This window comes from Actinomadura rubrisoli, from assembly GCF_004349215.1.
In the GTDB taxonomy this organism is placed as follows: Bacteria; Actinomycetota; Actinomycetes; order Streptosporangiales; family Streptosporangiaceae; genus Spirillospora; species Spirillospora rubrisoli.
In genome coordinates this window covers 1-25073 of sequence record NZ_SMKU01000115.1, presented here as the reverse complement: position 1 = coordinate 25073, position 25073 = coordinate 1, and the positions used below count along the sequence as shown (strand labels likewise).

Annotated in this window: 24 protein-coding genes and 2 pseudogenes; 16 read left to right on the top strand and 10 right to left on the bottom strand. The window is 68.7% G+C overall.

The genetic code is table 11. The annotated features are described in order from the left end of the window. Nucleotides 1-128: 128 nt before the first annotated feature. A pseudogene (locus E1298_RS21660) lies at nucleotides 129-350 on the bottom strand (transposase); the annotation flags it as partial. Between the two features lie 536 nt (nucleotides 351-886). Between E1298_RS21660 and E1298_RS21655 the strand changes: the two are divergent. Beyond that, the gene (locus tag E1298_RS21655) at nucleotides 887-1285 is read left to right on the top strand and encodes a DUF3592 domain-containing protein (protein ID WP_131896054.1); all 399 of its coding nucleotides are present in this window, start codon (nucleotides 887-889) and stop codon (nucleotides 1283-1285) included. Nucleotides 1286-1427: 142 nt separating this feature from the next. Then, a complete protein-coding gene (locus E1298_RS21650; RefSeq protein ID WP_131896052.1) occupies nucleotides 1428-1619 on the top strand; it encodes a hypothetical protein in 192 nt (63 codons plus the stop codon). A gap of 411 nt (nucleotides 1620-2030) precedes the next feature. Here E1298_RS21650 and E1298_RS49595 read toward each other — a convergent pair whose 3' ends face one another. Further along, complete coding sequence (locus E1298_RS49595; protein ID WP_207944771.1) at nucleotides 2031-2255, bottom strand: hypothetical protein; 225 nt, start codon at nucleotides 2253-2255, stop codon at nucleotides 2031-2033. Nucleotides 2256-2444: 189 nt separating this feature from the next. Then, nucleotides 2445-4031, bottom strand: coding sequence for an amidohydrolase family protein (locus tag E1298_RS21640; RefSeq protein ID WP_207944770.1), 1587 nt, complete (start codon nucleotides 4029-4031; stop codon nucleotides 2445-2447). A gap of 188 nt (nucleotides 4032-4219) precedes the next feature. Here E1298_RS21640 and E1298_RS21635 point away from each other — a divergent pair, with 188 nt between their 5' ends. Both E1298_RS21635 and E1298_RS21630 read left to right on the top strand, forming a co-directional pair. Beyond that, entirely contained in the window at nucleotides 4220-4675 is a 456-nt protein-coding gene (locus tag E1298_RS21635) for a MarR family winged helix-turn-helix transcriptional regulator (RefSeq protein WP_207944769.1), read from the top strand. Nucleotides 4676-5161: 486 nt separating this feature from the next. Next, nucleotides 5162-5388: pseudogene (locus E1298_RS21630) on the top strand (transposase family protein); the annotation flags it as partial. A 346-nt stretch (nucleotides 5389-5734) separates the two neighbouring features. Here the strand turns inward: E1298_RS21630 and E1298_RS21625 are convergent. Then, nucleotides 5735-6531, bottom strand: a protein-coding gene (locus E1298_RS21625) for an IS5 family transposase (protein ID WP_243725717.1) whose coding sequence is annotated in 2 segments (ribosomal slippage) — nucleotides 5735-6189 and nucleotides 6189-6531 — 798 coding nt in all. Because the reading frame shifts where the segments join, the coding sequence is not laid out codon by codon here. A gap of 93 nt (nucleotides 6532-6624) precedes the next feature. On the opposite strand from E1298_RS21625, the gene E1298_RS51235 reads away from it, so the two are divergent. Together E1298_RS51235 and E1298_RS21620 are read left to right on the top strand one after the other, a co-directional pair. Further along, entirely contained in the window at nucleotides 6625-6750 is a 126-nt protein-coding gene (locus tag E1298_RS51235) for a hypothetical protein (RefSeq protein WP_279498923.1), read from the top strand. Beyond that, nucleotides 6747-7154 carry a hypothetical protein gene (locus E1298_RS21620; RefSeq protein ID WP_131896050.1) on the top strand — a complete coding sequence of 136 codons (408 nt, stop codon included), beginning with the start codon at nucleotides 6747-6749 and terminating at the stop codon, nucleotides 7152-7154. Before E1298_RS51235 ends, E1298_RS21620 begins: the two co-directional genes overlap by 4 nt. Before the next feature lie 356 nt (nucleotides 7155-7510). Here E1298_RS21620 and E1298_RS48275 read toward each other — a convergent pair whose 3' ends face one another. After that, entirely contained in the window at nucleotides 7511-7669 is a 159-nt protein-coding gene (locus E1298_RS48275) for a hypothetical protein (RefSeq protein ID WP_165975588.1), read from the bottom strand. Between the two features lie 31 nt (nucleotides 7670-7700). Between E1298_RS48275 and E1298_RS21615 the strand changes: the two genes are divergently transcribed. The 8 genes from E1298_RS21615 to E1298_RS21580 all read left to right on the top strand — a co-directional run bounded on the left by E1298_RS21615 (nucleotide 7701) and on the right by E1298_RS21580 (nucleotide 17647). Next, the gene (locus E1298_RS21615) at nucleotides 7701-8090 is read left to right on the top strand and encodes a hypothetical protein (RefSeq protein ID WP_131896048.1); all 390 of its coding nucleotides are present in this window, start codon (nucleotides 7701-7703) and stop codon (nucleotides 8088-8090) included. 551 nt (nucleotides 8091-8641) lie between these two features. Continuing rightward, nucleotides 8642-9991, top strand: coding sequence for an XRE family transcriptional regulator (locus E1298_RS21610; protein WP_131896046.1), 1350 nt, complete (start codon nucleotides 8642-8644; stop codon nucleotides 9989-9991). Between the two features lie 253 nt (nucleotides 9992-10244). Beyond that, on the top strand, nucleotides 10245-11435 hold the full coding sequence (locus E1298_RS21605; protein WP_131896044.1) for an MFS transporter: 1191 nt from the start codon (nucleotides 10245-10247) through the stop codon (nucleotides 11433-11435). 32 nt (nucleotides 11436-11467) lie between these two features. Continuing rightward, nucleotides 11468-13156, top strand: coding sequence for an FAD-binding oxidoreductase (locus E1298_RS21600; RefSeq protein WP_131896042.1), 1689 nt, complete (start codon nucleotides 11468-11470; stop codon nucleotides 13154-13156). Between the two features lie 31 nt (nucleotides 13157-13187). Further along, nucleotides 13188-14363: a non-hydrolyzing UDP-N-acetylglucosamine 2-epimerase gene (wecB, locus tag E1298_RS21595; RefSeq protein WP_131896040.1), complete on the top strand. Its 1176-nt coding sequence runs from the start codon at nucleotides 13188-13190 to the stop codon at nucleotides 14361-14363. Further along, a complete protein-coding gene (locus E1298_RS21590) occupies nucleotides 14360-15112 on the top strand; it encodes a hypothetical protein (protein WP_131896038.1) in 753 nt (250 codons plus the stop codon). The genes wecB and E1298_RS21590 overlap by 4 nt, the downstream gene beginning before the upstream one ends. Next, a complete protein-coding gene (locus tag E1298_RS21585; protein WP_131896036.1) occupies nucleotides 15109-16338 on the top strand; it encodes an FG-GAP repeat domain-containing protein in 1230 nt (409 codons plus the stop codon). Before E1298_RS21590 ends, E1298_RS21585 begins: the two co-directional genes overlap by 4 nt. Before the next feature lie 10 nt (nucleotides 16339-16348). Continuing rightward, a complete protein-coding gene (locus E1298_RS21580) occupies nucleotides 16349-17647 on the top strand; it encodes an acyltransferase family protein (RefSeq protein WP_131896034.1) in 1299 nt (432 codons plus the stop codon). Here E1298_RS21580 and E1298_RS21575 read toward each other — a convergent pair. From E1298_RS21575 to E1298_RS21560, 4 genes are read right to left on the bottom strand one after another with little or no spacing between them, the layout of a single operon-like run. Next, nucleotides 17632-18675 carry an MsnO8 family LLM class oxidoreductase gene (locus E1298_RS21575; protein WP_131896032.1) on the bottom strand — a complete coding sequence of 348 codons (1044 nt, stop codon included), beginning with the start codon at nucleotides 18673-18675 and terminating at the stop codon, nucleotides 17632-17634. The genes E1298_RS21580 and E1298_RS21575 overlap by 16 nt on opposite strands. Continuing rightward, complete coding sequence (locus E1298_RS21570) at nucleotides 18672-19181, bottom strand: hypothetical protein (RefSeq protein WP_131896030.1); 510 nt, start codon at nucleotides 19179-19181, stop codon at nucleotides 18672-18674. The genes E1298_RS21575 and E1298_RS21570 overlap by 4 nt, the downstream gene beginning before the upstream one ends. Further along, nucleotides 19178-20026 (bottom strand): alpha/beta hydrolase fold domain-containing protein, encoded by an 849-nt coding sequence (locus tag E1298_RS21565; RefSeq protein WP_131896028.1) that lies wholly within the window; start codon nucleotides 20024-20026, stop codon nucleotides 19178-19180. The genes E1298_RS21570 and E1298_RS21565 overlap by 4 nt, the downstream gene beginning before the upstream one ends. After that, nucleotides 20023-21480: an MFS transporter gene (locus E1298_RS21560; protein WP_207944768.1), complete on the bottom strand. Its 1458-nt coding sequence runs from the start codon at nucleotides 21478-21480 to the stop codon at nucleotides 20023-20025. Before E1298_RS21560 ends, E1298_RS21565 begins: the two co-directional genes overlap by 4 nt. A gap of 131 nt (nucleotides 21481-21611) precedes the next feature. Here E1298_RS21560 and E1298_RS21555 point away from each other — a divergent pair, with 131 nt between their 5' ends. Both E1298_RS21555 and E1298_RS21550 read left to right on the top strand, forming a co-directional pair. Further along, nucleotides 21612-22502, top strand: a complete 891-nt coding sequence (locus E1298_RS21555; protein WP_131896026.1) for a helix-turn-helix domain-containing protein — start codon at nucleotides 21612-21614, stop codon at nucleotides 22500-22502. A 6-nt stretch (nucleotides 22503-22508) separates the two neighbouring features. Next, complete coding sequence (locus E1298_RS21550; protein WP_131896024.1) at nucleotides 22509-23285, top strand: SDR family NAD(P)-dependent oxidoreductase; 777 nt, start codon at nucleotides 22509-22511, stop codon at nucleotides 23283-23285. Between the two features lie 540 nt (nucleotides 23286-23825). Here E1298_RS21550 and E1298_RS21545 read toward each other — a convergent pair. Further along, a complete protein-coding gene (locus E1298_RS21545; RefSeq protein ID WP_131896022.1) occupies nucleotides 23826-24269 on the bottom strand; it encodes a site-specific integrase in 444 nt (147 codons plus the stop codon). Nucleotides 24270-25073 lie beyond the last annotated feature (804 nt).

Sequence of the window (25073 nt, the reverse complement as noted above, 5' to 3'; positions counted from 1 at the left end):
GGGCGCCGCCACCCTCAAGAGCTGGTGCATCCTGCGGAAGGCTCGCTGCTCACCAAGCCGCCTGACCGCGATCGTCCAGGCGATCCTCGCCCTGCACCATCACGCCAACTGAGGTTGGAAAGACCTCACTGGGTGAAGCGGCGGTGCACGGTGGGACCGGGTGGACCGAACACCGGCGGCAGTTGCTGCCAGGTGCAGCCGGTGGTCGCCACGAAAATGATCGCGGCCAGCACTTCACGGTCCCCGTATCGGCGCCGGCCGCCACCCTGCGGCCGTCTCGGAGTAGGCGGCATCACCCGCTGAAATAGCTCCCACAACTCTGCGGGTACCAACCGCTCGACCATCTCCACGAACGGCAGGCTACCGCCAACCCGCCAAATGAGATGACGTCTTATATGGTCTTCGCGCCATTGCCAGGGAGCAATACTCCGGCGACGTAGTATTCCTCTCGCCGAATCCTGCGAATGGAATGCCGCCCTCGTGGACTCGCGCACACCACGCGTCCCCATCTTCTTACTCGATGCCGCCCGGCCACCGCGGACATTTCGCCACCCATGAGCTTGAACAGAACGTGGCCTGTCGGGAACAACAGGTGATGGGTCTGCGCGGCCGTCCCGTGGGGCCGGGGTTGTCCTGGGGGCCTTGGATGCACCGGCGGTAAGGATCCGGCCGGGGCCGATGGTGGAGGGGCCTGTCTCTGTGCGGGCCCGACCTTGCCCAACGGTCCGCATTAGGTCAATGGGCCTCTGCCGCCTGCCCAGCAGAGGCTGAGTTGGGACGCTGAGGCGAGGCCCAGGTGTTGCTGGTTGCGTCGCAACTCCCTCCGGGTGAGGTGCGTCCTAATTTCCAGAGAACGAAGAGCCGCCGAGACGGAGGATGCAACGACATGGGCTTGGGTTTCGTTGTGTGCGCGATGAGCGGGACGGTGGTTCTCCTGATCGGACTGCACAACGCCATACTGGTTCGCCGACTACGACAGCACGGGATACGCACCAGCGGCCTCGTGGTCGACCAGACGCGCGAGAGCACCGACTCGGGACACTACTGGAAGCCCGTCATCTCCTTCACCGACCAACATGGACACACTGTGACGTTCCAGCCCGGCGTGGGCGGTAAGGGGTATGAGCTGCCGACGGGGCGGGAGGTGCCTGTGGTGTACCTGGCGGACAATCCGGAGAAGGTCAAGGTGGACATGCGACGGTTCACGACCTCGCAGGCGTTGTACCTAGTGGTCTTTGGATTGATCTTGTTGAGTGTCGCCGTCGCGATACTGAAGGCCGGTTGACTCGGGCGACTTCGCCGCCACCAGATTGCCGTCCTCCATGGACGGACCTCTGCACTCCGGCACCTCGTGCCCCAAACCCCGACATCACCGCAGGTCGCGGCTATATTTGGCAAAACGTCGTCAGTGCTACCGGGGGGCTCTGATGGGGCAGCCCCGCGCCCACCCCGCTGAGAGCATCGACCACGCCGGGACGCCGAACGAGGGGAGCAAGCCAATGACGCCGCAGGACCGCGAACACTCGCCCGCAGACGAGATCGACCTGGAAGAACTCTCGCACGCCGACGACCGCCCCGTGTTCCTCGACGACGCCGACGACTACGAATGGACCGCCTGAACGGGTGCCACCGGAATACGGCCTGTCGGTAGGGGAGCTGTCACCAGCCACCAGCTGACGCTTTGTCGCAGGTAGACGGCGATTCCGCTGGGGCCGTGCGTTCGTGGTCGCGGGTTCCGACAGGCCGCGAACTGTGTGCGTAGGTTGCGGTTTCGCGGGGTTAGCCCAGATGGTTAGGGCTTCACCTATGTCGTTAGGTGAGCCCCCGGTGTCCGGGATCAGGTGGGTGAACCCGGCAGTGTCCAGCGCCCGCAGGCCGGCGGGCCGGGGCGCGGCACGCACCAATGTGCCTTCGCGCCGGGACTGAGCAAGGTCACCCTGTACCGGTGATGTCGAGGGTGACTTCCGACAGCGGGCAGCTCGCGCAGGTCAGTACGTAGCCGTCGTTGCCGACGGTGCAGGAATAGGGCATCAGTAGTCCCGCCGCCAGTCCTGCGTCCAGGAGCGTCTGGCCGGGCTCGACCACCGCCGTGCCGACCGGGCGTCCGTCCTCTCGATGGACATCTCCTGCGGCGCGGTCGTCGCGGTGCCGGTGTCGGTCCGGCTGGTGTAGCGCTCGATGCGCACCTGCGCGTCCTGGAACTTGAGCTCGGCCAGGACGCTCTGGACCACCGTCAAGAACCATCTGGCCGCCATCCAGCGCAAGCTGTCCGTCCGCAACTGTGTGGCATCGCCACCTGGGCCTGGGACAACGTCCATCCCAATCACGAGCCCTGATCGGCACGCCTCATTCAGCGGCGTCGTACAAACCGACATCGGCGCCCATGCTGCCGGCCGCCTTCATCTCCGCCATCGCGACCGGCAGCATCTGCACCATCCAGACCTTTAGCTGTATGCGAAAAGGTCCTGCCGTATGCCTGCCGCCTTGAAGAGGTAGTCGCGTGACGCTTCGAGTTCGCGTCGCAGGCGGCCGAGGTCGGCGTCGAGCAGGCGCCCTCGCCACTTGCGAACCTTGCCGGCGACGATCACCGTCTCGACGTTCGTGCGGTCCATCAGCGTGACGACCGCTCCGGGCACGCTGTTGAGCGGGGCCACGTTGAGCGCGGTGGCGTCGAGCACGACGATGTCGGCCTCCTGGCCGGGCGTGAGCGTGCCCGTCTTACCGGCGAGCCCGAGGTGTTTTGCACCGTTGACGGTCCCGTAGCGCAGCACGTCGCGGACGGTGAGGAGCTCCGGCGTTCCCTCGGCCGGCGTGGGCCAGTTGTTGGGCGGCACAGGGTCGCCCTGGTCCAGGACGATCTGGTTGACGACCATACGCTGCATGATCATGGCGGAGCGCATCAGCGTGAACGGGTCAGCGGCCATCGTCGTCTCGACGTCGGAGCTCAGCGAGGGCTCCATGCCGAGCTCCTGCATCTTGAGGATCGGCGGGGTGCCGTGCCGCATGACCATCTCGATCGGGAAGGCGAGCGAGACCTGCGCGCCGGAGTCCCGAAACCGTTTCCAGACCCGGTCGGACATCCCGGTCATGTGAAAGAACAGGTTGTCCGGCCCCACCCGGACCCCGGCGGTCCCCTGGGCGAGGTCCTCGAAGACCGGCAGCATCCCCCACGACCCGACCGAGTGCGCCGCGATCTTGATGTCCAACTCGCGGGCGATCGCCCAGGACCGGGTGTACACATTCCTGCCGAGGTGGAGTTCGCCGCCCATGACCATGCTCACCAGTTGGTCGTCCGAGGAGAACCAGCGGTCCCTGATGCGGCGGGCGTCCTCCGGATACCGGGCTGTGGCGCGGCCGTCACCCTCGAAATAGCCGAACGCGGCGCGCCGCCCGGTGTCGATCAGCGCCTGGATCGCCGCGTCGGTGTGCTCCGGGGAATGGTGAATCTGCGATACGTCCAGCACCGTGGTGACGCCCGCGTCAAGCTGGGAAAGTCCCGCGAAAAGGTCATTGATGTACACGTCCTGCGGCCGGTACACCAGCCGGAACCCGTCGAGAATGTGCTTGCCGTAGTTCGGGTTCGCGCTCGGTGAGCCTGAGCGGTCGTCGAGGAGCAGGCCATTGGCCAGAAACGCGCGCTCCGCCGTCTCGAACAGATGGTGGTGCGTGTCGACGAAACCCGGCATGACGATGCGGCCGCGCGCGTCGATCACGTCCGCGCCGGAGGCCCGCAGGTCACGTCCGACCGCGACGATCTTCTTGCCCTCGACCAGGACGTCGGCGACCTCGAAGTCGCCCACTTTCGGGTCCATCGACATCACCGCCCCGCCCCGGACGACGTAGCGGCGTCCGCGGGTGCCGCTGTCCCTCGGCGGCGCCTGGTCACGGTCCTGCGCGGTGGCCGGAGAGGCCGCGACCAGGCCCACGCCGCCCGCCGCCGTGGCCACTGTCGAGGTCTTCAGGAAACCGCGACGTCCAAATCGCGGAGCGACATTCTTGCGCCGCTCGTCTTCGTTCTGCCCGCTGGACACGTTCCTCCTCCTTCGGAAAAGGCCATTCGAAACGCGGTGATCGCAGGTGTTCGAGGGCGCGCCGCCGCCCGCCATGGCGTAGGAGACGGAATCGACCGCCCTGTCACCTTCTCGATCAGTGAGTTGATGTGTCAACTAGACAGTACATGATCAAGTTGATGTGTCAACTCCGGGTTTAGGATGTTCCCATGGCGCATCTTGGATTGACCGAACGCGAGCTCCGCGCATGGCGGACCTCCTTCCGGATGGTGGAGCTGCTGCGGGCACGCCTCGAACAGCAGCTTCAGGCGACCAGCGGCCTGTCCAACGCCGATTACACCGTGCTGGCTCTGCTGTCCGAATCGCCCGACAGACGCATGCGCCTCTACGAGCTGTGCCAGGTAGCCGGTTGGGAGAAGAGCCGCATGCACCACCAGCTCACCCGGATGAGCCGACGAAACCTGATCGCCCGCGAGCGGTGCGGCTCGCGCGGCGTCCATGTCGCGCTCACCGCAGAAGGACTCGACGCGCTCAGAAAAGCCGTGCCCCGCCACGGCCAAGAAGTCCGGCGCCTGTTCGTCGACCGCCTCACACCCGAAGAGCTCGACCAGTTCGCTGACCTCTCCGCCAAGATCCTCCACAACCTGGAAACGAACGAGCCGTGAGCCGAGCCAGAGAAGGCCACCAAGCGGAAGGTGGGGGTGGCGGGAGTATCTCTCCCAGGAGGGAAATGATCTTGATGGGTAGATGATCGACAGGAAGATCATCCATCGAATTCGGGGAGATTCGAAGCCAGTCAATCCCTCGAAGCGTGGAGACGGTGTTATGCCACTTCGGCCCTGAGCTGGGCGGTTGACGCCCTCCGCGCTTCTACCATCTGATGCTCGAACGTGATAGGGGCGAGTCCGTCGTTGGCGCTGTGCCTTCTGCTGGTGTTGTAGAAGTCGGCGATCCAGGTCGCGACCTTGATGCGCGCCTCGGCTCGGGTGGCGAAGCGGTGCCGGTGGACGAAGTAGACCCCAAGGTGGAGTTGAACGCCTCGGCGGCGGCGTTGTCCAGTGCGCAGCCGACCCGGTCCATCGACCGCACCAGGCCCAGGGCGGGGCAGGCCGCAGCCATGCGGGCCGCAGCCGTGCGGGCCGCAGCCGTGCGGGCCGCACGGCTGCGGCCCGCGGTCGGTGTGCAAGATCACCCCCTACAAGGGACGCAACAAACCTGAGTCGCAGAAGCAGGTCAACGCTCGCACGCCAGGCTCCGCGGACCCGGCGAACGCGCGAACGCCCAACTGAAGTCCTGGAAACTACTCCACAAGCTCCGCCGCAGCCCCGGCAAGGCCGGCCGCCTCGTCAAGGCCGTCGCCGTTCTACAGAACTACGAGACAGCCGAGGATGAAAGGGGGTCAGTCCAAGCGAGAGATCACCCGGCCCAAGATCCGGTCTCCATGACGATGGCGGCCCAGACCCGCTACCTGGGAGGCCGACCACCGTACGGATATCGGTTGGTAGACGCCGGCCCGCACCCGAATCGCGCCCACGCCGCGGGGGCGGCGGGCCCGGCGGTTGGAGCCCGACCCGCAGACCGCGCCGATCGTAAACTGGATCTTCGCGCAGCGGCTAGCCGGGGCACACCAGGACCCGCATCACCCGGGCACTCAATGACATGCATATTCCTTGCCCGTCCGCGGCCGATCCGCAGCGCAACACTCACCGGACTAAGACGTCATCTCATTTGGTGAGTCGGCGGTGGCAGATCAGGGTGGCGGCGATGCCGACGAAGGCCAGGAAGTGCTCGGGCTTGCGTTCGTAGCGGCGGTGCAGGCGGCGGCATCCGCTCAGCCATGACACCGTGCGTTCCACGACCCAGCGGTGCCGGCCCAGCCGGTCGGAGGACTCGATGCCACGGCGGGCGATGCGCGGTGTTATGCCCCGTTCGCGCAGCCAGCGCCGCAGATCGGCGAAGTCGTAGCCCTTGTCGCCATGCAGTTTGGCCGGGCGGCGCCGGCGCGGGCCGCGGCGGGAGCGGATCGGCGCGATGCCCCGCACCAGTGGCGGCAACGCCAGCTTGTCGTGGGTGTTGGCCGCAGAGATCCCGACAGACAGCGGCAGTCCGGCACGATCGACCAGCAGATGGATCTTCGACCCACGCTTGCCGCGATCGACAGGATTCGGGTCCGTCAGCTCCCCCCTTTGCTCGCCCGGACGCTGACCGAGTCGGTCGCGCACCGCGACCAGTCCAACTCCCCGCGCCCGCCCAACTCGTCCAGCACCAACCGGTGCAGCTTGGCCCACACCCCCGCGGCCGTCCACTCGGTGAAACGCCGGTGCGCGGTAGGGCCGGACGGCCCGAACACCGGCGGCAACTGCTGCCAGGTACATCCCGTGGTCGCCACAAAGACGATCGCCGCCAGCACCTCACGATCCCCGTGCCGACGCCGCCCACCGCCCTGCGGCCGCCTCGGAGCCGGCGGCACCACCCGCTGAAACAACTCCCACAACTCCTCGGGCACCAACCGCTCGACCATCTCCACAGCCGCAGGCTACCGCCACCAAGCCAAATGAGATGACATCTAAGCCGTGTCCTGGCCCCCCACCGGATCACCGAGACCATCAGGGCCATGAACCAGGCTCAGCTTTCGACGAGTACAGAATCGGCAGCAGAGCAGGCACGGAACAAGATCAAGGAATGCGACACCAAACTCGAACGGCACCGTGCCGCACTGGAGGCCGCCGGAACTCGGTGACGATCGCGCGATGGGTCGCTGAGACGGAAGCTCAAAAGACCGCGGCCGAAGCGCAGCTGAGAGAAGCGCGCGGGCGGCGGAGCCCGCACCTGACCCCGGAAGAGATCGCCGACCTGGTGCAGCGGGTGGACGACCTGCGCGCTGTCATCCCCGACGCCGACCCGATGGAGAAGGAGAAGCTATACGAGCAGCTGGGACTAAAGATGGTCTATCGTCCCGAACGCGAAGAAGTCCGGGTTGAGATCAATTTCAACCCGGACCCAGATGGCTACCGTGGGGTAACTGGTGGTGTCCGAGGGGCGATCGCAACCATTTGCACATGCCCGCCGCCACCCCGATCAGCGACATCTACCGCATCACCGTGGGGCATTAGCCACACGATCGTACGTTGCAGCGACGGCTAGCCCGTACGCGGAGCAACCCGCGTACGGGTCCAACGCTATCGGGAATCGCCTGGCCTGAGTGTCTGCCGCTTCCAAAGCCACGGAATATATCTCGCCGCGACGGTGCGAACCAAGTACGGGATCCCACGCAACCCGGTGCCCGTCCCCACCCCGCCCGGCGCCCGCCTAATGATGCCGTCCCGCTCCCCGCTCCCTGACCGTATGTCGGCGGAGTGACCAGATCCGACTGAAAATGACGGACTACCGCAAGGGCACTCGCTTGTTGGCGATCTTGTGGCTTTCTCGCTGGCAACCTCCGCCTGACCTGTACGGACGGGGTTTTCGGCAGGCGCAAGGTCGAAGCCGCTGACAAGCTGCTACACGATCACGCGTTCAACGCCGAAGCCTTGTTCACTGATGTCGATCCCGTTGCCGCCGCTGTGGCGGCGGCGCATTGGCTCTAGGCCGCCGCCGATGTCACCTCGGATGAGGCGGGTCCAGATCCCACTGAGATTGTGATGGGGGGCGGACAACATCGAGGCGCTCCCGCACCGCACTCCCACCCTTGTGCTGGAGTTGATGTCGGCTGGGGGCAGCCCGTATGACGCGGTCACCAGTCTGGTTCGCGATGCCATGGTTGCGGCCGAGGGCCGGGTTCCCGATCTGGACCAGCTCCGCGAACAAATCGATGAAGCGGTCGAACTTGCTCGCGAGCACAACGATTCCCCGGGCACGTATGGGGCCCTGCCCGACGATATCCGCACGACGCCCCTCGACCCGGCGCGACCGGCGCGAGATCTCTTGGAAGATCTGCTGCCGGGTATCCGTGGCTGCTGGCTCATCTGCCAGGACACCGCCGACGTCGCCGAGGTGAACGTTGACGGCGACGCCTCAACCGACATGTTCATCGACGCCCTCCGCGCCGAGGCCAACGAAAATCGTGATCAGCTGCTTTAGAGGTGTGTAAGCGGACATCCCCGCGCCGCGACTGCACCGATAGCGTGCGATCAGGCCAACCTTCGCTGATTTCGGGTCAGAGTCGACGGACGTGTTGAGGGTGTGCGGCTCCACGTCGGCGGCGTGAACTCGCCGGAACCCTGCTGCGGTCCCGCCGGTGCGGTCAGGCCGGTTGAGGCCGTTCGAAAGAAGGCTCAACAGTGGAGTTGGTCCTTTCTGCTGTGGTCGATGCCTTTGGGTGGGGGTGGTCGGTGCCTGATTCTCCCCCGCTCGGCAAGTCAACGTCACCAAGGGTGGGCAGGAGACCACGTGGCACTGGGACGACGCCCACCAGATCACCGATCACCGAACGCTTGCCCGCCCTCAGCGAAACCTTTGCACCCCGGATCCGCGCACCGTCGCGCCAGAGCAACTATGTGACAGGCCCGATCCGTGATCATTCGACATTGCCGACCGGATAGTCGTCGGCAATAAACCTCATGCCACCCTTGCGGCCGTGATGCTAATATGCGAGTGACTGTTGGTCATTGATTCAGTTGAATGAATATGGCATGGTGGCCGACCACCCGGGAGCTCAGATGCCCTTCACTGCCAATCGCAGGCACTCGCCGTTCATCGAAGAACTGCAACGCCTGCTGGTGAAACACCAGTTATCGTGGCGGAAGCTGGCCGAGCTCACGGGCTACCATCCGAGTTGGCTGAGCAAGGTCAGGAACGGTACGCCGCCCTCGGCCGAGCTGGTCGCCCGTTGTGACGAGGTGCTGGAGGCGAACGGCGCGCTCATCGCGCTCGCGTCGGTCGGGCGGACCAGATGTCCCGCCCAGTTACCAGCCTCACCTGCGGGTTTCGTCGGACGACATGACGAACTGCGCCGGATGCGCGACGTCCTGACCGAACGGAGCGGGCCGGGCGCGGCGGCGGTCGTGGCCGTCGACGGGCCGCCGGGAGCCGGTAAGACCGCGGCGGTGCTGCACTGCGCCCACGACATCGTCCGGATCGATCCAGCGCGCTATTCCGACGGACAGCTCTACGTCAATTTGAACGGTTATTCCCAGGGTGGCCGCCCGATGCGACCGGAGAACGCGCTTGAAGAACTCCTCATCGCGCTCGGGGTCTCCAGTCGCGACGTCCCGGAGGGGATCGAGCAGCGCGCGAAGTTATACCGTTCGTTGCTCGCCTCCCGCAGAATCTTGATCGTCTTGGATAACGCATCGTCCTCCGAGCAGGTCGAGCCGCTGCTGCCGGGCTCGGTGGGATGCGCGGTCATGGTGACCAGCCGTAGGCGGCCGCCCGTTCCGATCGTCGCCAACCTCAGCGATCTGGACGACGTCGGGTCGGTCGTCGCCGAGTTAGAGGCAATGGGCCGCGACTTCGTTATCGGCGTCCGCCCGGAACTGTCCGTGCTGGACGAGAACCGCGTCGGCTCTCAGCGTTTCCGGCGGGAGACGGGGCTCACAGCCGCCGGCCTGCTGCGGCAGTGCCGGGAGCGGCACTCCTACGTGGCCACGGTCATCAGCCCCGACGGCGTGTTCCGGCAGGTGCCCCTCCTCTCCGGTGTGTTCCGGCCGCGCCGAAGCGCCGCCGACCGGACGTACCGCCTGTTCAAGCGCACTGACCTCGGCGACCGCAGCGCGACGCCGGTGTGGATGACGAACATGGCCCACCGCCGGCTGGACGAGCTGCTCGAACTCTCCCTGCTGCACAGCAGCGCCGCGGCGACCGTCGACTGCCTGGACGGCCGGTTCGGCCTGCTGGACTTCGCCGGACGGTCGTTCCCCGGCTGGCACCACCACATGACGCTGGCCTCGGCCGCGTACGCCTACGCGCGGCTGTCGCCGTCGGCCGGGCTGCCCGGCATTCCCCTCTCCGGGGAACTCGGGTCTGCTGCCGCGACGGTGTGAGCCCGTGCGACTTTGGCAAGTCGGCGGTCGCGAGGGGCTTACCGATCGGCCAGGCGGGCTGGTCATCGAACCGGCCGCGAGCAAAGGCGGGCTGGGAACCACCGAACTCTCTCCGCGCTCGTCCGCCGCTGTTCCCCCGGATCCGCGCGCTGGTTAGAGTTCTAAGCGAATCGGGCGAACAACGCCCTTAATTGGCACTGTGCATTTCCCGCTCGCTCCCGTAGTCTCACCGTCCCGGAGGGGTGACTTCTCCGTGCCATTGGCACTTCTCGCCTTGGCCATTGGTGCTTTCAGTATCGGCACCACCGAGTTCGTCATCGTCGGATTGCTGCCCAACGTCGCGGACGACCTGTCGGTGTCCATTCCGAGCGCCGGAATGCTCGTAACCGGCTATGCCCTCGGTGTGGTCGTCGGCGCCCCGCTGATGACGCTCGCGGGAGCCCGGCTGCCTCGCAAGACCATGCTAATAGCGCTCATGGGCCTGTTCATCATGGGCAATCTGGTGTGCGCCGTCGCGCCCACCTACGGAATTCTCCTGGCCGGCCGACTGATCACGTCGCTGTGCCACGGGGCCTTCTTCGGCATCGGTTCCGTGGTCGCGGCGAATCTGGTGAGCCCGGGACGGAAGGCGAGCGCCGTCGCCCTGATGTTCATCGGTCTGACCGTCGCCAATGTCCTCGGCGTTCCGCTGGGCACCCTGCTCGGCCAGCATTTCGGCTGGCGCAGCACTTTCTGGGCGGTGGCGGCACTGGGCGCGGTGGGAATGCTGAGCGTCGCGGCGCTCGTCCCGCACCAGCGCCGCGACGCGGAGGCCGATCTGCGCGGCGAGCTGGCGGTGTTCCGCTATCCGCAGGTGTGGCTGGCGCTCGCCATGACCACGCTCGGCTTCGCCGGCGTGTTCGCCTCGTTCACCTACCTGGCGCCGATGATGACGGAGCTGGCCGGTTATTCCCCGGGGGCCGTCTCCTGGCTGCTCGTCCTGTTCGGCGTCGGCCTGACGGTCGGGAACGTCGTCGGCGGGCGCGCCGCCGACCGGGCGCTGATGCCCACGCTCTACGGCGTGCTCGGCTCGCTCGCGCTGGTGCTGGGGGCCTTCGTGTTCACCGCGCACAGCAGGGCGGCCGCGGCGGCGACCATCGGCGTCTTCGGCGCGGTCGGCTTCGCGACCGTCCCGCCGTTGCAGATGCGCGTCATCAAGAAGGCTCGGGGCGCTCCGGCCCTGGCGGCGGCGGCCAACATCGCCGCCTTCAACCTGGGCAACGCGATGGGCGCCTCGCTCAGCGGCGCCGCCATCGACCACGGGCTGGGCTACACCGCGCCGAACTGGATCGGCGCGGGGCTGGCCGCCACGGGGCTCGCCGTCGCCCTGGTGTCAGGGGCGCTCGACCGGCGCCCGGACAAGCACCGTCCCGTGTCGCGGGACGAGACCACCCTGGCCGTCTGACCCGGGTGAAACGACGATCACGCGAGGTACGCATGTCGAGCAGATCCCTGACCCGGCGCTCCCTGCTGTCCCGGAGCGCAGCCCTGGCCGGCGGCGCGACCGCCGCCGCCACCGGACTCGTCGTCGCCGCGGACCCGGCCGCCGCGAACCCGGGCGCGCCCGACCGCGAGAACGCCACCGGCGACCTCATCGGACCGGGAGATCCCCGCTACCCGTTACTGGCCAAGGGCAACAACCAGCGGTACGACTCCCGTCCCGACTACATCAAGATGATCCGCTCTACGCGGGACGCCGAGCGGGCCCTGCACGACGCCCACCGGGCGGGCAAGCGCGTCTCCGTCCGCAGCGGCGCCCATTGCTTCGCGGACCTGGTGTGCAATCCCGAGGTGGCGGTCATCCTCGATTTCTCCGAGATGACCGAGGTCGGATACGACGCGGAGAAGCGGGCCTTCTTCGTCGAGCCGGGCGCCCGGTTGCTCAACGTCTACGAGGCCCTCTACAAGGGCTGGGGCGTGACGATTCCCGGCGGCATCTGCTACAGCGTCGGGGCGGGCGGCCATATCGCGGGCGGCGGTTACGGGCTGCTCTCCCGCGCCCACGGCCTGGTAGTGGACCACCTGTACGCCGTCGAGGTCGTCACGATCGACGGAAACGGAAAGGTCAGGACGTTCGTCGCTACCAAAGAGGCACGCGACCCGAACCGGAACCTTTGGTGGGCGCACGCCGGAGGAGGGGGCGGCAATTTCGGCCTCGTCACCCGCTACTGGTTCCGTTCGCCCAACGCGTTCGGAAGCGAACCCGGCGACCAACTCATCTCACCGCCGTCCCGCGTCCTGGTCAGCGCTGCCGACCTGCCCTGGGCGGACCTGTCCAAGGCTCAGTTCACCCGGCTGCTGAAGAACTTCGGCGCGTGGCATGAGAAGAACAGCGCGCCGGACTCGAAGTACCGCCACCTGTCCAGCCTGTTCAACGTGAACGCGAAGGCACACGGCAGCCTGAGCGTCTTCACCCAGGTCGATGCGACGATCCCGGGAGCTCGCCGCCTGCTGGACGACTACCTCGGCGCGCTCGTTGAGGGGGTTGGGGTGACGCCGCGGCCCATGGCCGGGCCGTCCGGGGAGATCGGCCACCTGCCCGATCTCGCGGAACCGCGGGAGATGCCGTGGCTGCGGGCGACCCGCCTGGTCGGCACGAACAATCCGACGATCACCAGCCCCACGTCCCGGGCGGCGCACAAGTCCGGGTACATGCGGCAGAACTTCACCGACCACCAGATCGACGCCCTCTACCGCTTCATGACGCGCCCCGACTTCCACAATCCCGACACGATGCTGGTGCTGTTCTCCTTCGGCGGCCGGGTGAACGCGGTCGCGCCGGACGCCACCGCCAACGCGCAGCGCGACTCCGTCTTCAAGATGTGCTTCCAGACCTTCTGGCCCAACGCGACGGACGACGCCTTCTACCTCGACTGGATCCGCGACCTCTACCAGGACTTCTTCGCTGAGAGCCGGGGCGTTCCGGTGCCCGGCGGGCGCGCCGACGGCTGCTACATCAACTACGCCGACAGCGACCTCGCCGATCCCAGGTTCAACCGTTCCGGAATCCCGTGGCACACCCTCTACTACAAGGACAACTATCCCCGGCTGCAACAAATCAAGCGGCAATGGGATCCGGGCAATTTCTTCCGCCACTCCCTGTCGGTGGCACCCGCCAAGGGCTGAGCTTTTTCCGGGAAAGGAGAAACCGAAACTCATGCGATCCATCGTCGTCGTCCTCGGCACCCGGCCCGAGGCCATCAAGCTCGCGTTGCCCATACGGGCGCTGCGGAAGGATCCCCGGTTCGACCCGATCGTCATCTCGACCGGGCAGCACCGGGAGATGCTGGACGCCACCCTTGAAACGTTCTGCATCAAGCCCGACATCGACCTGGCTGTCATGATGCCGAGACAGACGCTCCCGCAGACAACCTACCGTTCCCTGTGCCGCCTTGAGAAGGAGTTGAAGCGGCTCCGGCCGGAGGCACTCCTCGTGCACGGCGACACCGCCACCACCCTGGCGGGCGGCTTGGCCGGATTTCACCACCAGATACCCGTCGTGCACGTCGAGGCGGGCCTGCGCAGCGGCTTTCTCCATTCGCCTTTCCCGGAGGAGGGCAATCGCCGTCTCGTGGCCCAGATATCCGCGCTCCACCTAGCTCCCACCGCCGCGAACCGGTTGAACCTGATTCAGGAGGGAATCGCCGAGGACTCGATCGTCGTCACGGGGAACACGGTCATCGACGCGCTCCACTGGGCCATGGGCCGGACGGACGACTTCGGCGATCCGGCGCTGGAGGACCTGCGCGACGATCCCCGCCGTGTCGTCGTCGCGTCGGCGCACCGGCGCGACTCGTGGCCGAGCCTTCCGCAGATCGCCCAGGCGTTCGCGGAGATCGCCGACGATCCCGGCGTCCGCCTGGTCGTGCCGCTCCACCGCAATCCGGCCGTGCGGGGCGCGATGCTGCCCTGGATCGGCCGCCACCCGAGCATCACGGTCGTCGAACCGCTGCCCTACCTGAACTTCTGCCACCTCCTCGGCCGCGCCGACATCCTGCTGTCGGACAGCAGCGGCGCGCAGGAGGAGGGCCCCGCGCTCGGCAAGCCGACCCTCGTCATCAGCGAGGTGACGGAACGCTCCGAAGCCGTCGAGGCGGGCACCGCACGGCTGGTCGGCACCTCCCGGGCGGGCATCGTCGAGGAGACGCGGCGACTGTTGGACGACCGGGACGCTTACCGGCGGATGGCCACAGCGGCCAACCCGTACGGGGACGGCCACGCCACCCGGCGCACGGTGGACGCCCTCGCCCACTACTTCGGGGACGGTCCGCCCACCGTGCCGTTCTCGCCGGAGAGGCCGGCCGCCGATCTCGCCGTGGAGATGATGACGTGAACACGTCCCGCCGCCTGAGCTTTAGCGGGCGGCAGGTCACCGCCGAAGTCTTCGCGAACGCGCGTGACCTGCGTCTCGACGGACCCTCGATCGTCCTCAACGCGGGGGTGACCGACGTCCTTGCCGGGGAGTGTCCGCGAAAGCCGATCCACCCGCTGTGCTCGACCCTGCTGACCGGGACGCGGGTGGACGGCGCCGACCTCCTGGTGGTCCTGCGGACTCCGTCCGGGTCGGCGTCGCGTCCCGCGGACATCGTCACCGAGCCGGGCTGGCGGCTGCTCGGCGACATCCTCGGCGGCGCCACCGACGTCACCGGGGGCCGCCCCTTCGACCCGAAGACGCCGCTGTGGCGGAACTCCCAGGACACCGTCGGGCGGATCGCCTTCGATCCCGCCCACCTGCTGGGAGAGGCCGCCGCACCGGGCACGCCCGAACCGTTCGACGTCAAGGTCAATCTCTGGTTCGCGCCCGCGGGCACGGACTGCTTCATCCATAAGCGCCACGACTTCATCGAGGTCCACACCCAGATCCTGGGCACCGGCCGCATGCAGAAGTTCCGGGAGCAGGATCACAGCACGCTGTACGAGGACGTCGTGATGAGTCCGGGATGGACGACGCCGCAGCCGTTCTGCGGCATCGGTCCGGACGGCGGATTCCACTATCCCTGGCATCAATACCACGCCGACACCGACTGCGTTTGGCTGGCCGTCGAGTACCACCGCACCACCACTCCGGGAGATTCCTCATGAGCATTCCCGCGATCCGCAAACCGCGATTCGTCCCCGAACTGGTCGCCGACCAGTTGCGTGACGGGTACTGGCTCGAAGCCCCCGACATCGACGGCGACGGCCGCCCCGATCTGTTCGGATACGGTCTCCGCCTCGGCGAGATCTACTGGTACCAGAACGACGGCTACTGGACCCGCAGGCTGGCTGCGGACAAGTTCCGGATGCCGGTCGGCGCCGACTTCGCCGACATCACCGGGAACGGTGTCGCCGACATCATCTTCTGCTATGAACTGTACGGTCCGATCGGCACGATCGTGGATCCCGACACCGCGGGCGGAAAGATCTCCTGGCTGGAGAATAACGGCGCTCCGGACAAGGACACGACGCGCTGGAAACAGCATTACGTGGGACGAGCCACCGGAATGCACAGGCTGCGCGCCGGCCATTTCACCCAGACCGAGCGGCTGGAGGTCATCGGCCTGCCGATCGTGGCGAAGGAGGATGTGCACTCCGTCCTGCCGGTGGTGATGTTCACCCAACCTAACGACGTCCGTGCGGCCCGCGAATGGCCAATGACGACCATCGACGACAGCCATTTCCGCATGATCCACGGAGCGGAGAAGAAGCGGGGCCTCGTCCCGGGCTCCGATCTCGACTCACTGCTGCTCGCCTCCGACGAGGGCGTTACCTGGCTCTACTACGACACGTCCCGGCAGGAGTGGGTCCGCGAGCTGATCGGGACAGGTGAGAGGACGCAGTTCGAGCGGACCGGCTTCCGGGGCAGCGGCGACCTCAACGCCGGACGCCTCGGCGCGGATCCGATGGCCTATGTCGCCGCGTTGGAACCGTTCCACGGCAACACCGTCGCCGTTTACACCAAGGCCGAAGGTGAATGGCGGCGCACCTTGCTTGACGTCTACGGCGACCCTAACGAGAACGGCGAGGGACCGGGCCATCAGATCGTCTGCGCCGACTTCGACGGTGACGGTGACGATGAGTTCCTCGTGGCCCTTCGCGGCCCATGGCCATGGCAGGGCGTCATGTACTACAAGGCCGTCGACGCGACGAACGGCGTCTGGATCAAATGGCGGGTGTCGGACGAGTCCGTGGCGCGTATCGCGACTGCCGACTTCACCGGCGACGGGCGGCTCGACTTCGCCACGATCGCCTATTCCGTCCAGAACTACTACGTGGCCGAGGCCGCCAAGATCATGATCTACCGCAATGAGACGATCCCGGCAGGCTAGGAGCGATCCCATGTCATCGACAGGCCCGACCGGCCAGGCCGGAGGCACGGCGCGCGGGATCGGGGCAGCGAAACTGCCGTCCCTGACCGGGCTCCGGTTCTTCGCGGCCCTGCTGGTCTTCTTCTTCCACACGTCGCTGTCCAATTCCCCGATCCCGCCGAACGAGCCGATCAATCCGTTCGCCGACGATGGCGTCGCCCATGCTTACGAGAAGGCATTGCTCAACACTGGGTATATGGGCGTCTCCTTCTTCTTCGTCCTGTCCGGGTTCGTGCTGACATGGTCGTCCCGGCCCGGGCAGCGGATGACGGCGTTCTGGCGCCGCCGGGCCACCAAGCTCTTCCCGAGCCACCTCGTGGTGTTCGCCGCGTCCCTGGTGCTCTTCGCCGGAGCCGCGATCACCTCGGTCGGCCAGTGGCTGCCGAACCTCTTCCTGATCCACAGCTTCTTCCCACAGCCCGGCATCAGCCTCAGCATGAACCCGCCGAGCTGGTCGCTGAGCAGCGAACTGCTGTTCTACGCGCTGTTCCCGCTGCTGATCGTGCCGATCCGGAGGATGAGCGACCGGGCGCTCTGGGGGTGGGCGGGCGCCATGGTCGCCGGGACCGTCACCGTCCAGCTCGTGTCGACCTTTCTGGTGCCCGACACTCCCAAGTCGGCGATCACCCCGATCTCCGATCTTCAGTTCTGGTTCGGCTACCTGTTCCCTCCCACCCGGCTCTTCGAGTTCGTCCTCGGCGCCCTGCTCGCCCGGATAGTGCTCGCCGGACGCTGGCCGGGCTGGGCGAACGTCCGGTTCGCCCTGGCCTTAGTGGCGCTGGGCTATGGCGCGGGCTTCGTGGTGCCGTTCCGGTACACGTTCGTCGCCGCGACGATCGTGCCCATCGGCGTGCTGATCCCGGCCGTGGCGATCACGGACGCCGGAGGGCGGCGCACCTGGCTGTCCAGCCGGGCGATGGTGTGGCTGGGCGACGTGTCCTTGGGCTTCTACCTGGTGCAGGGTGTAACGATCTTCTACCTGCGGTCGCTGATGGACGGCTCCACCTACGGAGTCCCGGGCGGCGTCCTCCTCATCGCGGGATTTTTCACGGCGTGCCTTCTCGCGGGCGCGCTGCTCCACCACGGGGTGGAGATGCCGGCGATGCGGCGCTTCAGCCGGAGCCGCAAGGGGACGCGCCGCGCCGCCGGGCGCGGACGACCGGCGGCGCCCGACCGCGTCGGCGCTTCCGCGGAACCGGGGTCCGGCGGGGCGACCGCCCCGGCGACGCCGGTCTCCAGCGGCGGCCCGCTCGATCAGGGCGGCAGGTAGGTGGAAGCCGCGGCCTCGGGCGGGGCCTCGGACGAGGCTTCGGACGGGACCTCGGACAGCGGCGGAGTGGGGGCGGCGGTCTGCTCGGCCAGCAGCCGGTACGAGCGGAACCGGTCCGCCGGGTCGCAGGTGAGAGTGTTCACCATGATCTCCCCCACTCCGTGCTCCGCCGCGATCCGGACCAGCCGTCCGTGGACCTGCTCGGGACTCCCCCAGATCAGGCTCCCGCCGCGGACCGCGGCGCGTTCGGCCTCCAGGGTCGTCCACCGGTGGTTGCGGGCGGTGTCCGGCGTGGGGAGCGGCAGGTCCCGCCCGAGATCCTTGCGGGACCGCCACAGCAGGACGCTCTGGGCCAGCGCCTCGGCCTCGGCCTCCGTCGGCGCCGCGACGACGCGAACCGCCAGCACGCTTCGCGAATCGACGTCCCCGCCGGACTCGCCCTGCTCGACCGGCTTGCCCGCCCCGCCCGGCTCGCGGCGAAAGATCGAAAGGGCGGTCGCCGCCGCGCCCGGGTTGAGGAAGTGCGCGAAGGCGAAGCCCGTCCGGAGCTCGCCGGCCAGCCGGGCCGAGGTCAGCCCGCCGCCCAGCAGCCACATCCGCGGCGGCACGGCGGGCGCACCGGCCAGGCCGGGCTCGTCGGCGCGGAGCATGCGGCGCAGGACGCGCACCCGGTCGGGATAGTCCTCGGCCGGGCCGCCGGCGCGGCCGAGGCCCAGGTCGACCCGGCCCGGGTACAGCGACGCTAGGACGCCGAAGACCTCAGCCACCTTCGCAGGCGGATACAGGGGGAGGAGCACGCCACCCGTCCCGACTGTCAGGCGCGTGGTCCGCGTCAGCAGCACCGCGGCCATGATCTCGGGAGCGGTGGACGCGAAGCCCGGCGAACCATGGTGCTCGGCCACCCAGTACCGGACGAAGCCCCATTCCTCCGCCGCCTGGGCCAGGTCGACGGACGACCGCAGCGCGTCGGCGTGCGTGAACCCCTCGCCCACGGGCGACTGGTCGAGGACGGACAGCTGCGGCGTCATAGCGGTCCCTCGCGCACGATGGCCGGAACGATCCGGTAGTCCCGTTGGAAGACCAGGTTGTGCAGGTCGGCCGTCGCGATGACGCGCAGCGTCGGCGCCTCCGCGAGCGCCTGCTCGTCGGTGCTGACGTTCAGCGGCCATTCGCTGACGGTCGCGCCCCGCAGGTGCGGATGGTGGAACGTCCGCCCGTAGTGGGCCAGCAGCGTGATCGGTGCGATCCCCGACTCCCGTTGCTCGGACCAGGAAAGAGTCCAGGCGGCGCCCAGCCCGCCGTCCGGAGTCCGCTGGAGGCCGGTGCCGTCGACCCTTCCTTCGCCGTAGAGCAGCGCGGCGTTGAACTCGTCCAGCACCTCGAAGGCGTAGGGGGCCAGCAGTTCGACCGCCTGCGTGAAATGGCGTTCCTTGCCCTCGCGAGAGACCGTGTCGCCGCCGACACCGTGGGTGCCGTCGCGCAGGTCGCGGAAATGCCTTTTCAAAGCGTCGATATGCGTCGTCTCGGTTCTCATTCTCGTCCTTTCGCGGGCGGGGGCCCTCCGGGAGGGCCGGACGCGTGCCGGACCATTCGCGCACGCAGGGCGACGCCGAGCCACTGGCGTAGCGACGGCCCGCCTCCGGCGGGCGCCGAGTCGCCGAGGACGGCCGCGTGCGGCGTGCCCGGGAACGTCCGCAGCGTCACCTCGCCTCCCGCCGCGCGCAGCCGCCGGGCGTACGCGGTGACGTCGTCGATGACGGGATCGAGCTCGCCGACGGCCAGCACGGCCGGGGCGAGCCGGTCGAACCGGTCGGCCTCCAGTGGAGTGCTGTACAGGCGCTCGCCGTCCGACCTGTCCGACCGCGGGTCGCCGCGGTACAGCCGCCAGGCCGCCCGCAGGTGCGGAGCGGACGGGAAGGCGCCCGGCAGCCGGGTGTACGACGGCGCGGCGCAGGACGGGTCGAGCGGAGGGTAGGCGAGCACCTGGGCGGCGAGGTGCTCGCCGCGGTCGCGCCGGACGAGGGCGGCGGCCGCGGCGAGCGTCCCGCCCGCGCTGTCGCCACCCACCGCCGTCGCGTCACCGTCTTGCCCTTGGGCCCAGTCGAGGACGGTCAGCACGTCCTCCAGTTGGGCCGGGTGTCGGTGCCGCGGCGCCAGCCGGTAGCCGACGGTCACGACGGTGCACTCGGAGTACCGCGCGAGGGCGGCGCCGGTCTCGTGCCAGCTCTCCACGGAGCCGGCCTGCCAGCTACCGCCGGGCGCCCAGACCAGCCAGCCGCGCCGGTCGGGGCCCGGCCGGTAGATCCGGACGGGGACGGTATGCGTGCCGGCCGGGACATCCGCGGGCTCCCAGCCGACTTCGACGGCGTCGCGGCTCATGCCGAGGCGGTCTCGCCCGCGGGTTCCGCGCCCGCTCGCCGCAGGAAGACGGCGACCAGGACACCGGCGCCCAGGCAGACCAGCGCGTTGACGAATATCGCCAGGCCGACGCCGCTCAGGACGGTGTGCTCGGTCTCCGTCCCGCCGAGGGCGTGCACGCGTGCCGCGACGATCGTGCTCATGATCGGGATGCCCATCGTGATGCCGATCTGCTGGCTCATCGTCGCGAGCCCGCCAGCGAGGCCCTGCTCCTCGTCCGGCAGGCCGGAGGTCGCGGTGACCATGAAGCCGACGATGGCCACCAGGTTCGCGACGCCGCCCGCGAAGGTCGCCACCAGCAGCAGCGCCATCCATGCGGTGCCGGAGCCGAGCAGCACCAGCGGCAGGGTCGCGGCCGTCTGCACGGCGAAGCCGAGCATGAGGGTCCGCTTGGTGCCGATCCGTCCGATGATCTTCGGCGCGAGCATGCCGCCGAGTACCGTCCCGAGACCGAGGACGGCGAACGAGAGCCCGGCCGACAACGGAGAGAAGCCGAGGACCTTCTGCATGTAGAGGGTCAGCAGGAAGACAAGGGAGGTCTCGGTCGCGAACGCGAGCAGCCCGGCGGCGTTGCCCCAGGCGATGCTGCGCCGCCGCAGGATCGGCACCGGTACGAGCGGGGCGGCGACGCGGCTCTCGACCAGCCAGAACGCCGCCAGCAGCACCAGCCCGCCGAGCAGCGCGGCGAGCACCTGTGAGTCGCCCCAGGACTCCTCGCTCGCCCTGGTCAGCCCGTACACGATCGCCAGCAGCCCGAGCGTGACCGTGAGGGCGCCGAGGACGTCCAGCCTCGGCCGCTGGGACGGCCTGCTCTCCGTGAGCACCAGCGGCGTCACGACGAGCACCACGGCGGCGACCGGCACGTTGATGAAGAACGCCCAGCGCCAGCTCAGCTGGTCGGTCAGCACGCCGCCGAGGATCGCGCCCGTGGTGAACCCGGCTGCCATCAGCGCGCCGTTGAGCCCGAGCGCGCGGTCCCGCAGCGGGCCGGACGGGAACGAGGTCGTCAGCAACGAGATGGCGGTCGGCGTCACGGCGGCGGTGGCGAGGCCCTGCGCCGCCCGCGCGGCCAGCAGCCATTCCGGGGATCCGGCGAGTCCGCCCACCAGTGAGGCGACGCCGAGGAGGGCCATCCCACCCAGGAAGACGCGGCGGCGGCCGAACAGGTCGCCGATCCGCCCGAACAGAAGGGTGAATCCGGCTGCGCACAACGCGAACACGGTCGCGACCCATTGCAGGTTCGCCAGGCCGAGGCCGACTCCCGCACCGATATCGGGGAGGGCGACGTTGAGAATGGAGAAGTCCACTGCGAGCGTGAAACTCGCACTGAGCAGGACGAGCAGGACGATCCGCTGCCTGCGGCTCATCCCGGCGGTGTCCCGCTCGGTGCCCGTTCGTTGATCGATGCTGGTCATGCGGCCTTTCCTCCTGTCCGGGAGCGGTCTCGGGCCACGCTAGGCACGGTTGCGGACGCCAGCCAGAATCTGGCGTTCCTGGCACTGACAGGGATAGGAAGGATCGCCGCGCACGTGCCTAGGCTGGACGCATGGCCGAAAGCGAACAGCGGACTCCGCTCGGCGAATTCCTACGCAGCCGCCGGGCCGCCCTGAAACCGGAGGACGCGGGCGTCGTCTCCTACGGCGCCCGCCGGGTCCCGGGCCTGCGCCGGGAGGAGCTCGCCCAGCTCGCGGGCGTCAGCGCCACCTACTACGCGCGGCTGGAGCAGGGGCACAGCACCAACGCCTCGCCGATGGTGATCGACGCCCTCGCGCGGGCGCTGAACCTGGACGCCGACGAGCGGGCGCACCTGCACGATCTGGCCAGGCCCGCACCCCGGAAGCGGCGGCGCTCGTCCCGTCCGGCGGCGGCCTGGCCCGGGACGCGGCAGCTCATCGACGCCATGGGCGACGTCCCCGCGGTCGTCCTCGGACGGCGCACCGAGGTGCTCGCCTGGAACACCCTCGGGCATCTGCTGCTGGCCGGGCATTACGCGGCCGACGCGCCGGACCGTCCGGACGAGCGTCCAAACCTCACCCGGATGCTGTTCCTGGACCCCCACCACCGCGACCTGTACGTCCGCTGGCAGGAGGAGGCAACACGTGCGGTGGCGTCCCTGCGGGTGGTGGCCGGACGTTTCCAGGACGACCGTGACCTGGCCGAGCTGATCGGGGAGCTGTCGATGCGCAGCCCGGAGTTCGCGTCGCTGTGGTCGAAGCACCCGGTCGCGACCTGCGCGTCGGGCACCAAGCACTTCCGCCATCCCGAGGTCGGCGAGTTGGCGCTCGAATTCGAGGCGCTGCACCTGCCGGACGACTCCGGCCACCGGATCCTCATGTACAGCGCAGCTCCGGGATCATCGTCCGAGGCCGCGCTCCACCTCCTGCGCGCCAAGGTCACCGAAGACTCCGCGCCCACAACGCGCGCGCCTACCAGGTGAGGCGAGATGGATCTGCGGCTTTCCGAAAAGGTCTTCATCGTCACCGGCGCCACGGCCGGGATCGGCGCGGCCACCGTGCGGGTGCTGGCCGAGGAGGGCGCGAGCGTGCTGGGCGTCGCGCGCAAGGCCCCGGAGGAGTTCGGCGACCGAGTCACCGGCCTCGCCGCCGACGTGACAGACCCGGGGGCCGCGCGGACGATCGTCCGCACCGCAGTCGAGCGCTACGGACGGCTCGACGGGCTGGTCAACAACGCCGGCGGCGTGGAGACGCGGTCCGGCTTCCTGGACGTGACGGACGAGGACTGGCGGGCCACATTCGATCTCAACCTGTTCTCCGCCGTCCGGATGAGCCGCGCCGCGATCCCCGAACTGCTCGCGCGCGGCGGCGGCCTGGTGCACGTCGCCAGCGAGGCGGCGCGCTTCCCGAACGCGACGCTCGTCGACTACGCGGCGGCGAAGACGGCGCTGCTCTCGATGTCCAAGTCCCTCGCGGGCGAGTACGGCAGGCACGGGATCCGCTCCACGATCGTCACGCCCGGCCCGACCCGCACGCGGCTCTGGGACGGGCCGGGCGGCTTCGCCGAACAGCTCGCCGAGCGGTACGGCAAGCCGGTGGAGCAGGCCATCGACCATTTCATCGGCACCGTGCGCGATCTGCCTACAGGCCGCCTCGGCACCGCCGACGACGTCGCCCGGGTCATCGCCTACCTCCTGTCGCCGCTCGCCGTCCAGGTGACGGGCGCCGAGTGGGCGATTGACGGCGGTGCCCTCCGCCAGCTCTGACCCTTTGATCAAATCCCTTATCTAGATGGGTGAGCCAGTCGCGGGCACGGCGCTTCGGGCCTGGGCGGTACGCGCAGTCTGGCAGGCGGGATCGGCGGTGATGCGCTGTACCAGGTCGGGGAGGCGTTTGTTCGGCGTCTGCGAAGCGACGCGCGGTGATGATGGTTAGAGCAGCGTGGTCTGCTAACGGCTCCCGGTGGCGTCCTGGCGGTCATCACCACCGCCCGCCACCAGGCCGGACGCCTCATCGACCCGGCGCCACGCACCATCCGCCACGCCCAGAGTCTCGGGTTCGGTTACACCCCAGCACGTCATCGCGCTACGGGTGCCGGTAGCCGGTGAGGAGCTGGTCGTGCAGGCCGATCCGGCGCAGCTGGCTCAGCTGCGCGAGGCCCGTTCGGGTGCGCTGCCGCCGGTGGTGAGCGTGCACGCCGACATTTGCCTGTTCACCAAGGCCCGGATGCCCGCGGGTTCAGGAAAACCGAAGGGTTCTCGCGGCGAACCCGAGGGTGGGTGGCGGGGTTTTCCGCCTGAGGATCCTCAGGTTCGTGGTGAAGGCGGGGGGTCGTCTTGGTGAGGGCGTCGCAGGAGTTGCCGGGCGGAGTCGGCGTAGCGGATGGCGGTTGTGGCGTGCAGGCCGAAGACGACCGAGAGGTGCAGTGGGTCCGCGCCGTTGGTGAGGGCTTCGTCGAGTTGTCGGTCGATGCGCAGGGCTTCGAGGGTCGCGGGCAGGCCGCGCAGGATCCGGTTGAGCCAGGTGTGGCTGACGGGAGCGGTGCCGTTGGCGCTGATGGCGCTGGTCAGCAGGTGGGGGTTGGCGGTGCCCGGCCAGGTCTTGTGACGGTGGGTGAGCCAGTCGGTGAGGAGGCGGTGGGTCAGGTCGTCCAGGGGGCGGGTGCGCCGGTCGATGGTGAGTCGTCGGTTGGGCAGGTCGACGTCGTCGAGTGCGAGGGCGCGGATCTGGCTGTGGCGGGCGGCGTGCACTGCGGCCAGTGCGATGTAGAGGCGTGCCTGGGGGGTGGTCGCGGCGGTGATGGTCTGGTCGATGTCGTCGGGTTCCAGGGGGTTGGAGGACCCCGTGTTCGAACTTGCCGATCTTGACGCGGGCGGCGGGGTCGCGGAAGACGAAGTTGTTCTTCTTGGCCCAGGCGAACAGGGAGCGCAGGGTGGTGAGCGCGTACTGGCGCTGCCGGCCTTGCAGGGGTGCGGCGTGGTCGAGCACGTCGTCGCGGGTGACTTCGCGGGTGGTCATAGCGGGTGGCCCAGTGCTGCAGGGCGGGCAGGGCCGCGGCGAGGTAGTTGCGGGCGGTGACGTCGCTTCTGGGCAGGGAGCGGGGTCCGCCGTCGTGCAGGGTCCGTGCCCAGTCGGCGGCGGGTTCGGCGAAGGCCGGGGCCAGGCCGTGGAGTTTGCGGGCGAGCCAGCGGTCGAAGGCGGTGGGGCGGTCTTCGACCAGGATGCCCATGGTCGCCAGCACGTGCATGGTCCGGGTCGGCGCGCAGGAGGTCCGTTCGCGCAGGACGGGCCAGATCACCGAGGCGCGCAAGGGGTCGGCTCCGGTGTAGTCGGTCAGCAGCGTGACCAGGGAGCGGTTCACCGCGCGGGCGACGTTGCCGCTCCAGCCGTGGAGTTCGGCCAGCCCGTGCGCGACGTGCAGGCCCCAGGCCAGCCACGGATCGTCTGGGAGCGGGTCGCTGCGCAGATTGAGACGGCCGTGCCGGTATCTGGGTGGCAGGCCGGGCAGCGGAAGCTGCAGCCAGGAGGGCCGGGGCTTGGACGCGGGCGGCGGG

Coding starts and splice junctions, on each gene's coding strand:
- E1298_RS21655 (WP_131896054.1), top strand. CDS start 887: ATGGGCTTGGGTTTCGTTGTGTGCGCGATGAGCGGGACGGTGGTTCTC.
- E1298_RS21650 (WP_131896052.1), top strand. CDS start 1,428: ATGGGGCAGCCCCGCGCCCACCCCGCTGAGAGCATCGACCACGCCGGG.
- E1298_RS49595 (WP_207944771.1), bottom strand. CDS start 2,255: ATGGCGGCCAGATGGTTCTTGACGGTGGTCCAGAGCGTCCTGGCCGAG.
- E1298_RS21635 (WP_207944769.1), top strand. CDS start 4,220: ATGGCGCATCTTGGATTGACCGAACGCGAGCTCCGCGCATGGCGGACC.
- E1298_RS51235 (WP_279498923.1), top strand. CDS start 6,625: ATGAACCAGGCTCAGCTTTCGACGAGTACAGAATCGGCAGCAGAGCAG.
- E1298_RS48275 (WP_165975588.1), bottom strand. CDS start 7,669: ATGTTGTCCGCCCCCCATCACAATCTCAGTGGGATCTGGACCCGCCTC.
- E1298_RS21610 (WP_131896046.1), top strand. CDS start 8,642: ATGGTGGCCGACCACCCGGGAGCTCAGATGCCCTTCACTGCCAATCGC.
- E1298_RS21600 (WP_131896042.1), top strand. CDS start 11,468: ATGTCGAGCAGATCCCTGACCCGGCGCTCCCTGCTGTCCCGGAGCGCA.
- wecB (WP_131896040.1), top strand. CDS start 13,188: ATGCGATCCATCGTCGTCGTCCTCGGCACCCGGCCCGAGGCCATCAAG.
- E1298_RS21585 (WP_131896036.1), top strand. CDS start 15,109: ATGAGCATTCCCGCGATCCGCAAACCGCGATTCGTCCCCGAACTGGTC.
- E1298_RS21580 (WP_131896034.1), top strand. CDS start 16,349: ATGTCATCGACAGGCCCGACCGGCCAGGCCGGAGGCACGGCGCGCGGG.
- E1298_RS21575 (WP_131896032.1), bottom strand. CDS start 18,675: ATGACGCCGCAGCTGTCCGTCCTCGACCAGTCGCCCGTGGGCGAGGGG.
- E1298_RS21570 (WP_131896030.1), bottom strand. CDS start 19,181: ATGAGAACCGAGACGACGCATATCGACGCTTTGAAAAGGCATTTCCGC.
- E1298_RS21565 (WP_131896028.1), bottom strand. CDS start 20,026: ATGAGCCGCGACGCCGTCGAAGTCGGCTGGGAGCCCGCGGATGTCCCG.
- E1298_RS21560 (WP_207944768.1), bottom strand. CDS start 21,480: ATGACCAGCATCGATCAACGAACGGGCACCGAGCGGGACACCGCCGGG.
- E1298_RS21555 (WP_131896026.1), top strand. CDS start 21,612: ATGGCCGAAAGCGAACAGCGGACTCCGCTCGGCGAATTCCTACGCAGC.
- E1298_RS21550 (WP_131896024.1), top strand. CDS start 22,509: ATGGATCTGCGGCTTTCCGAAAAGGTCTTCATCGTCACCGGCGCCACG.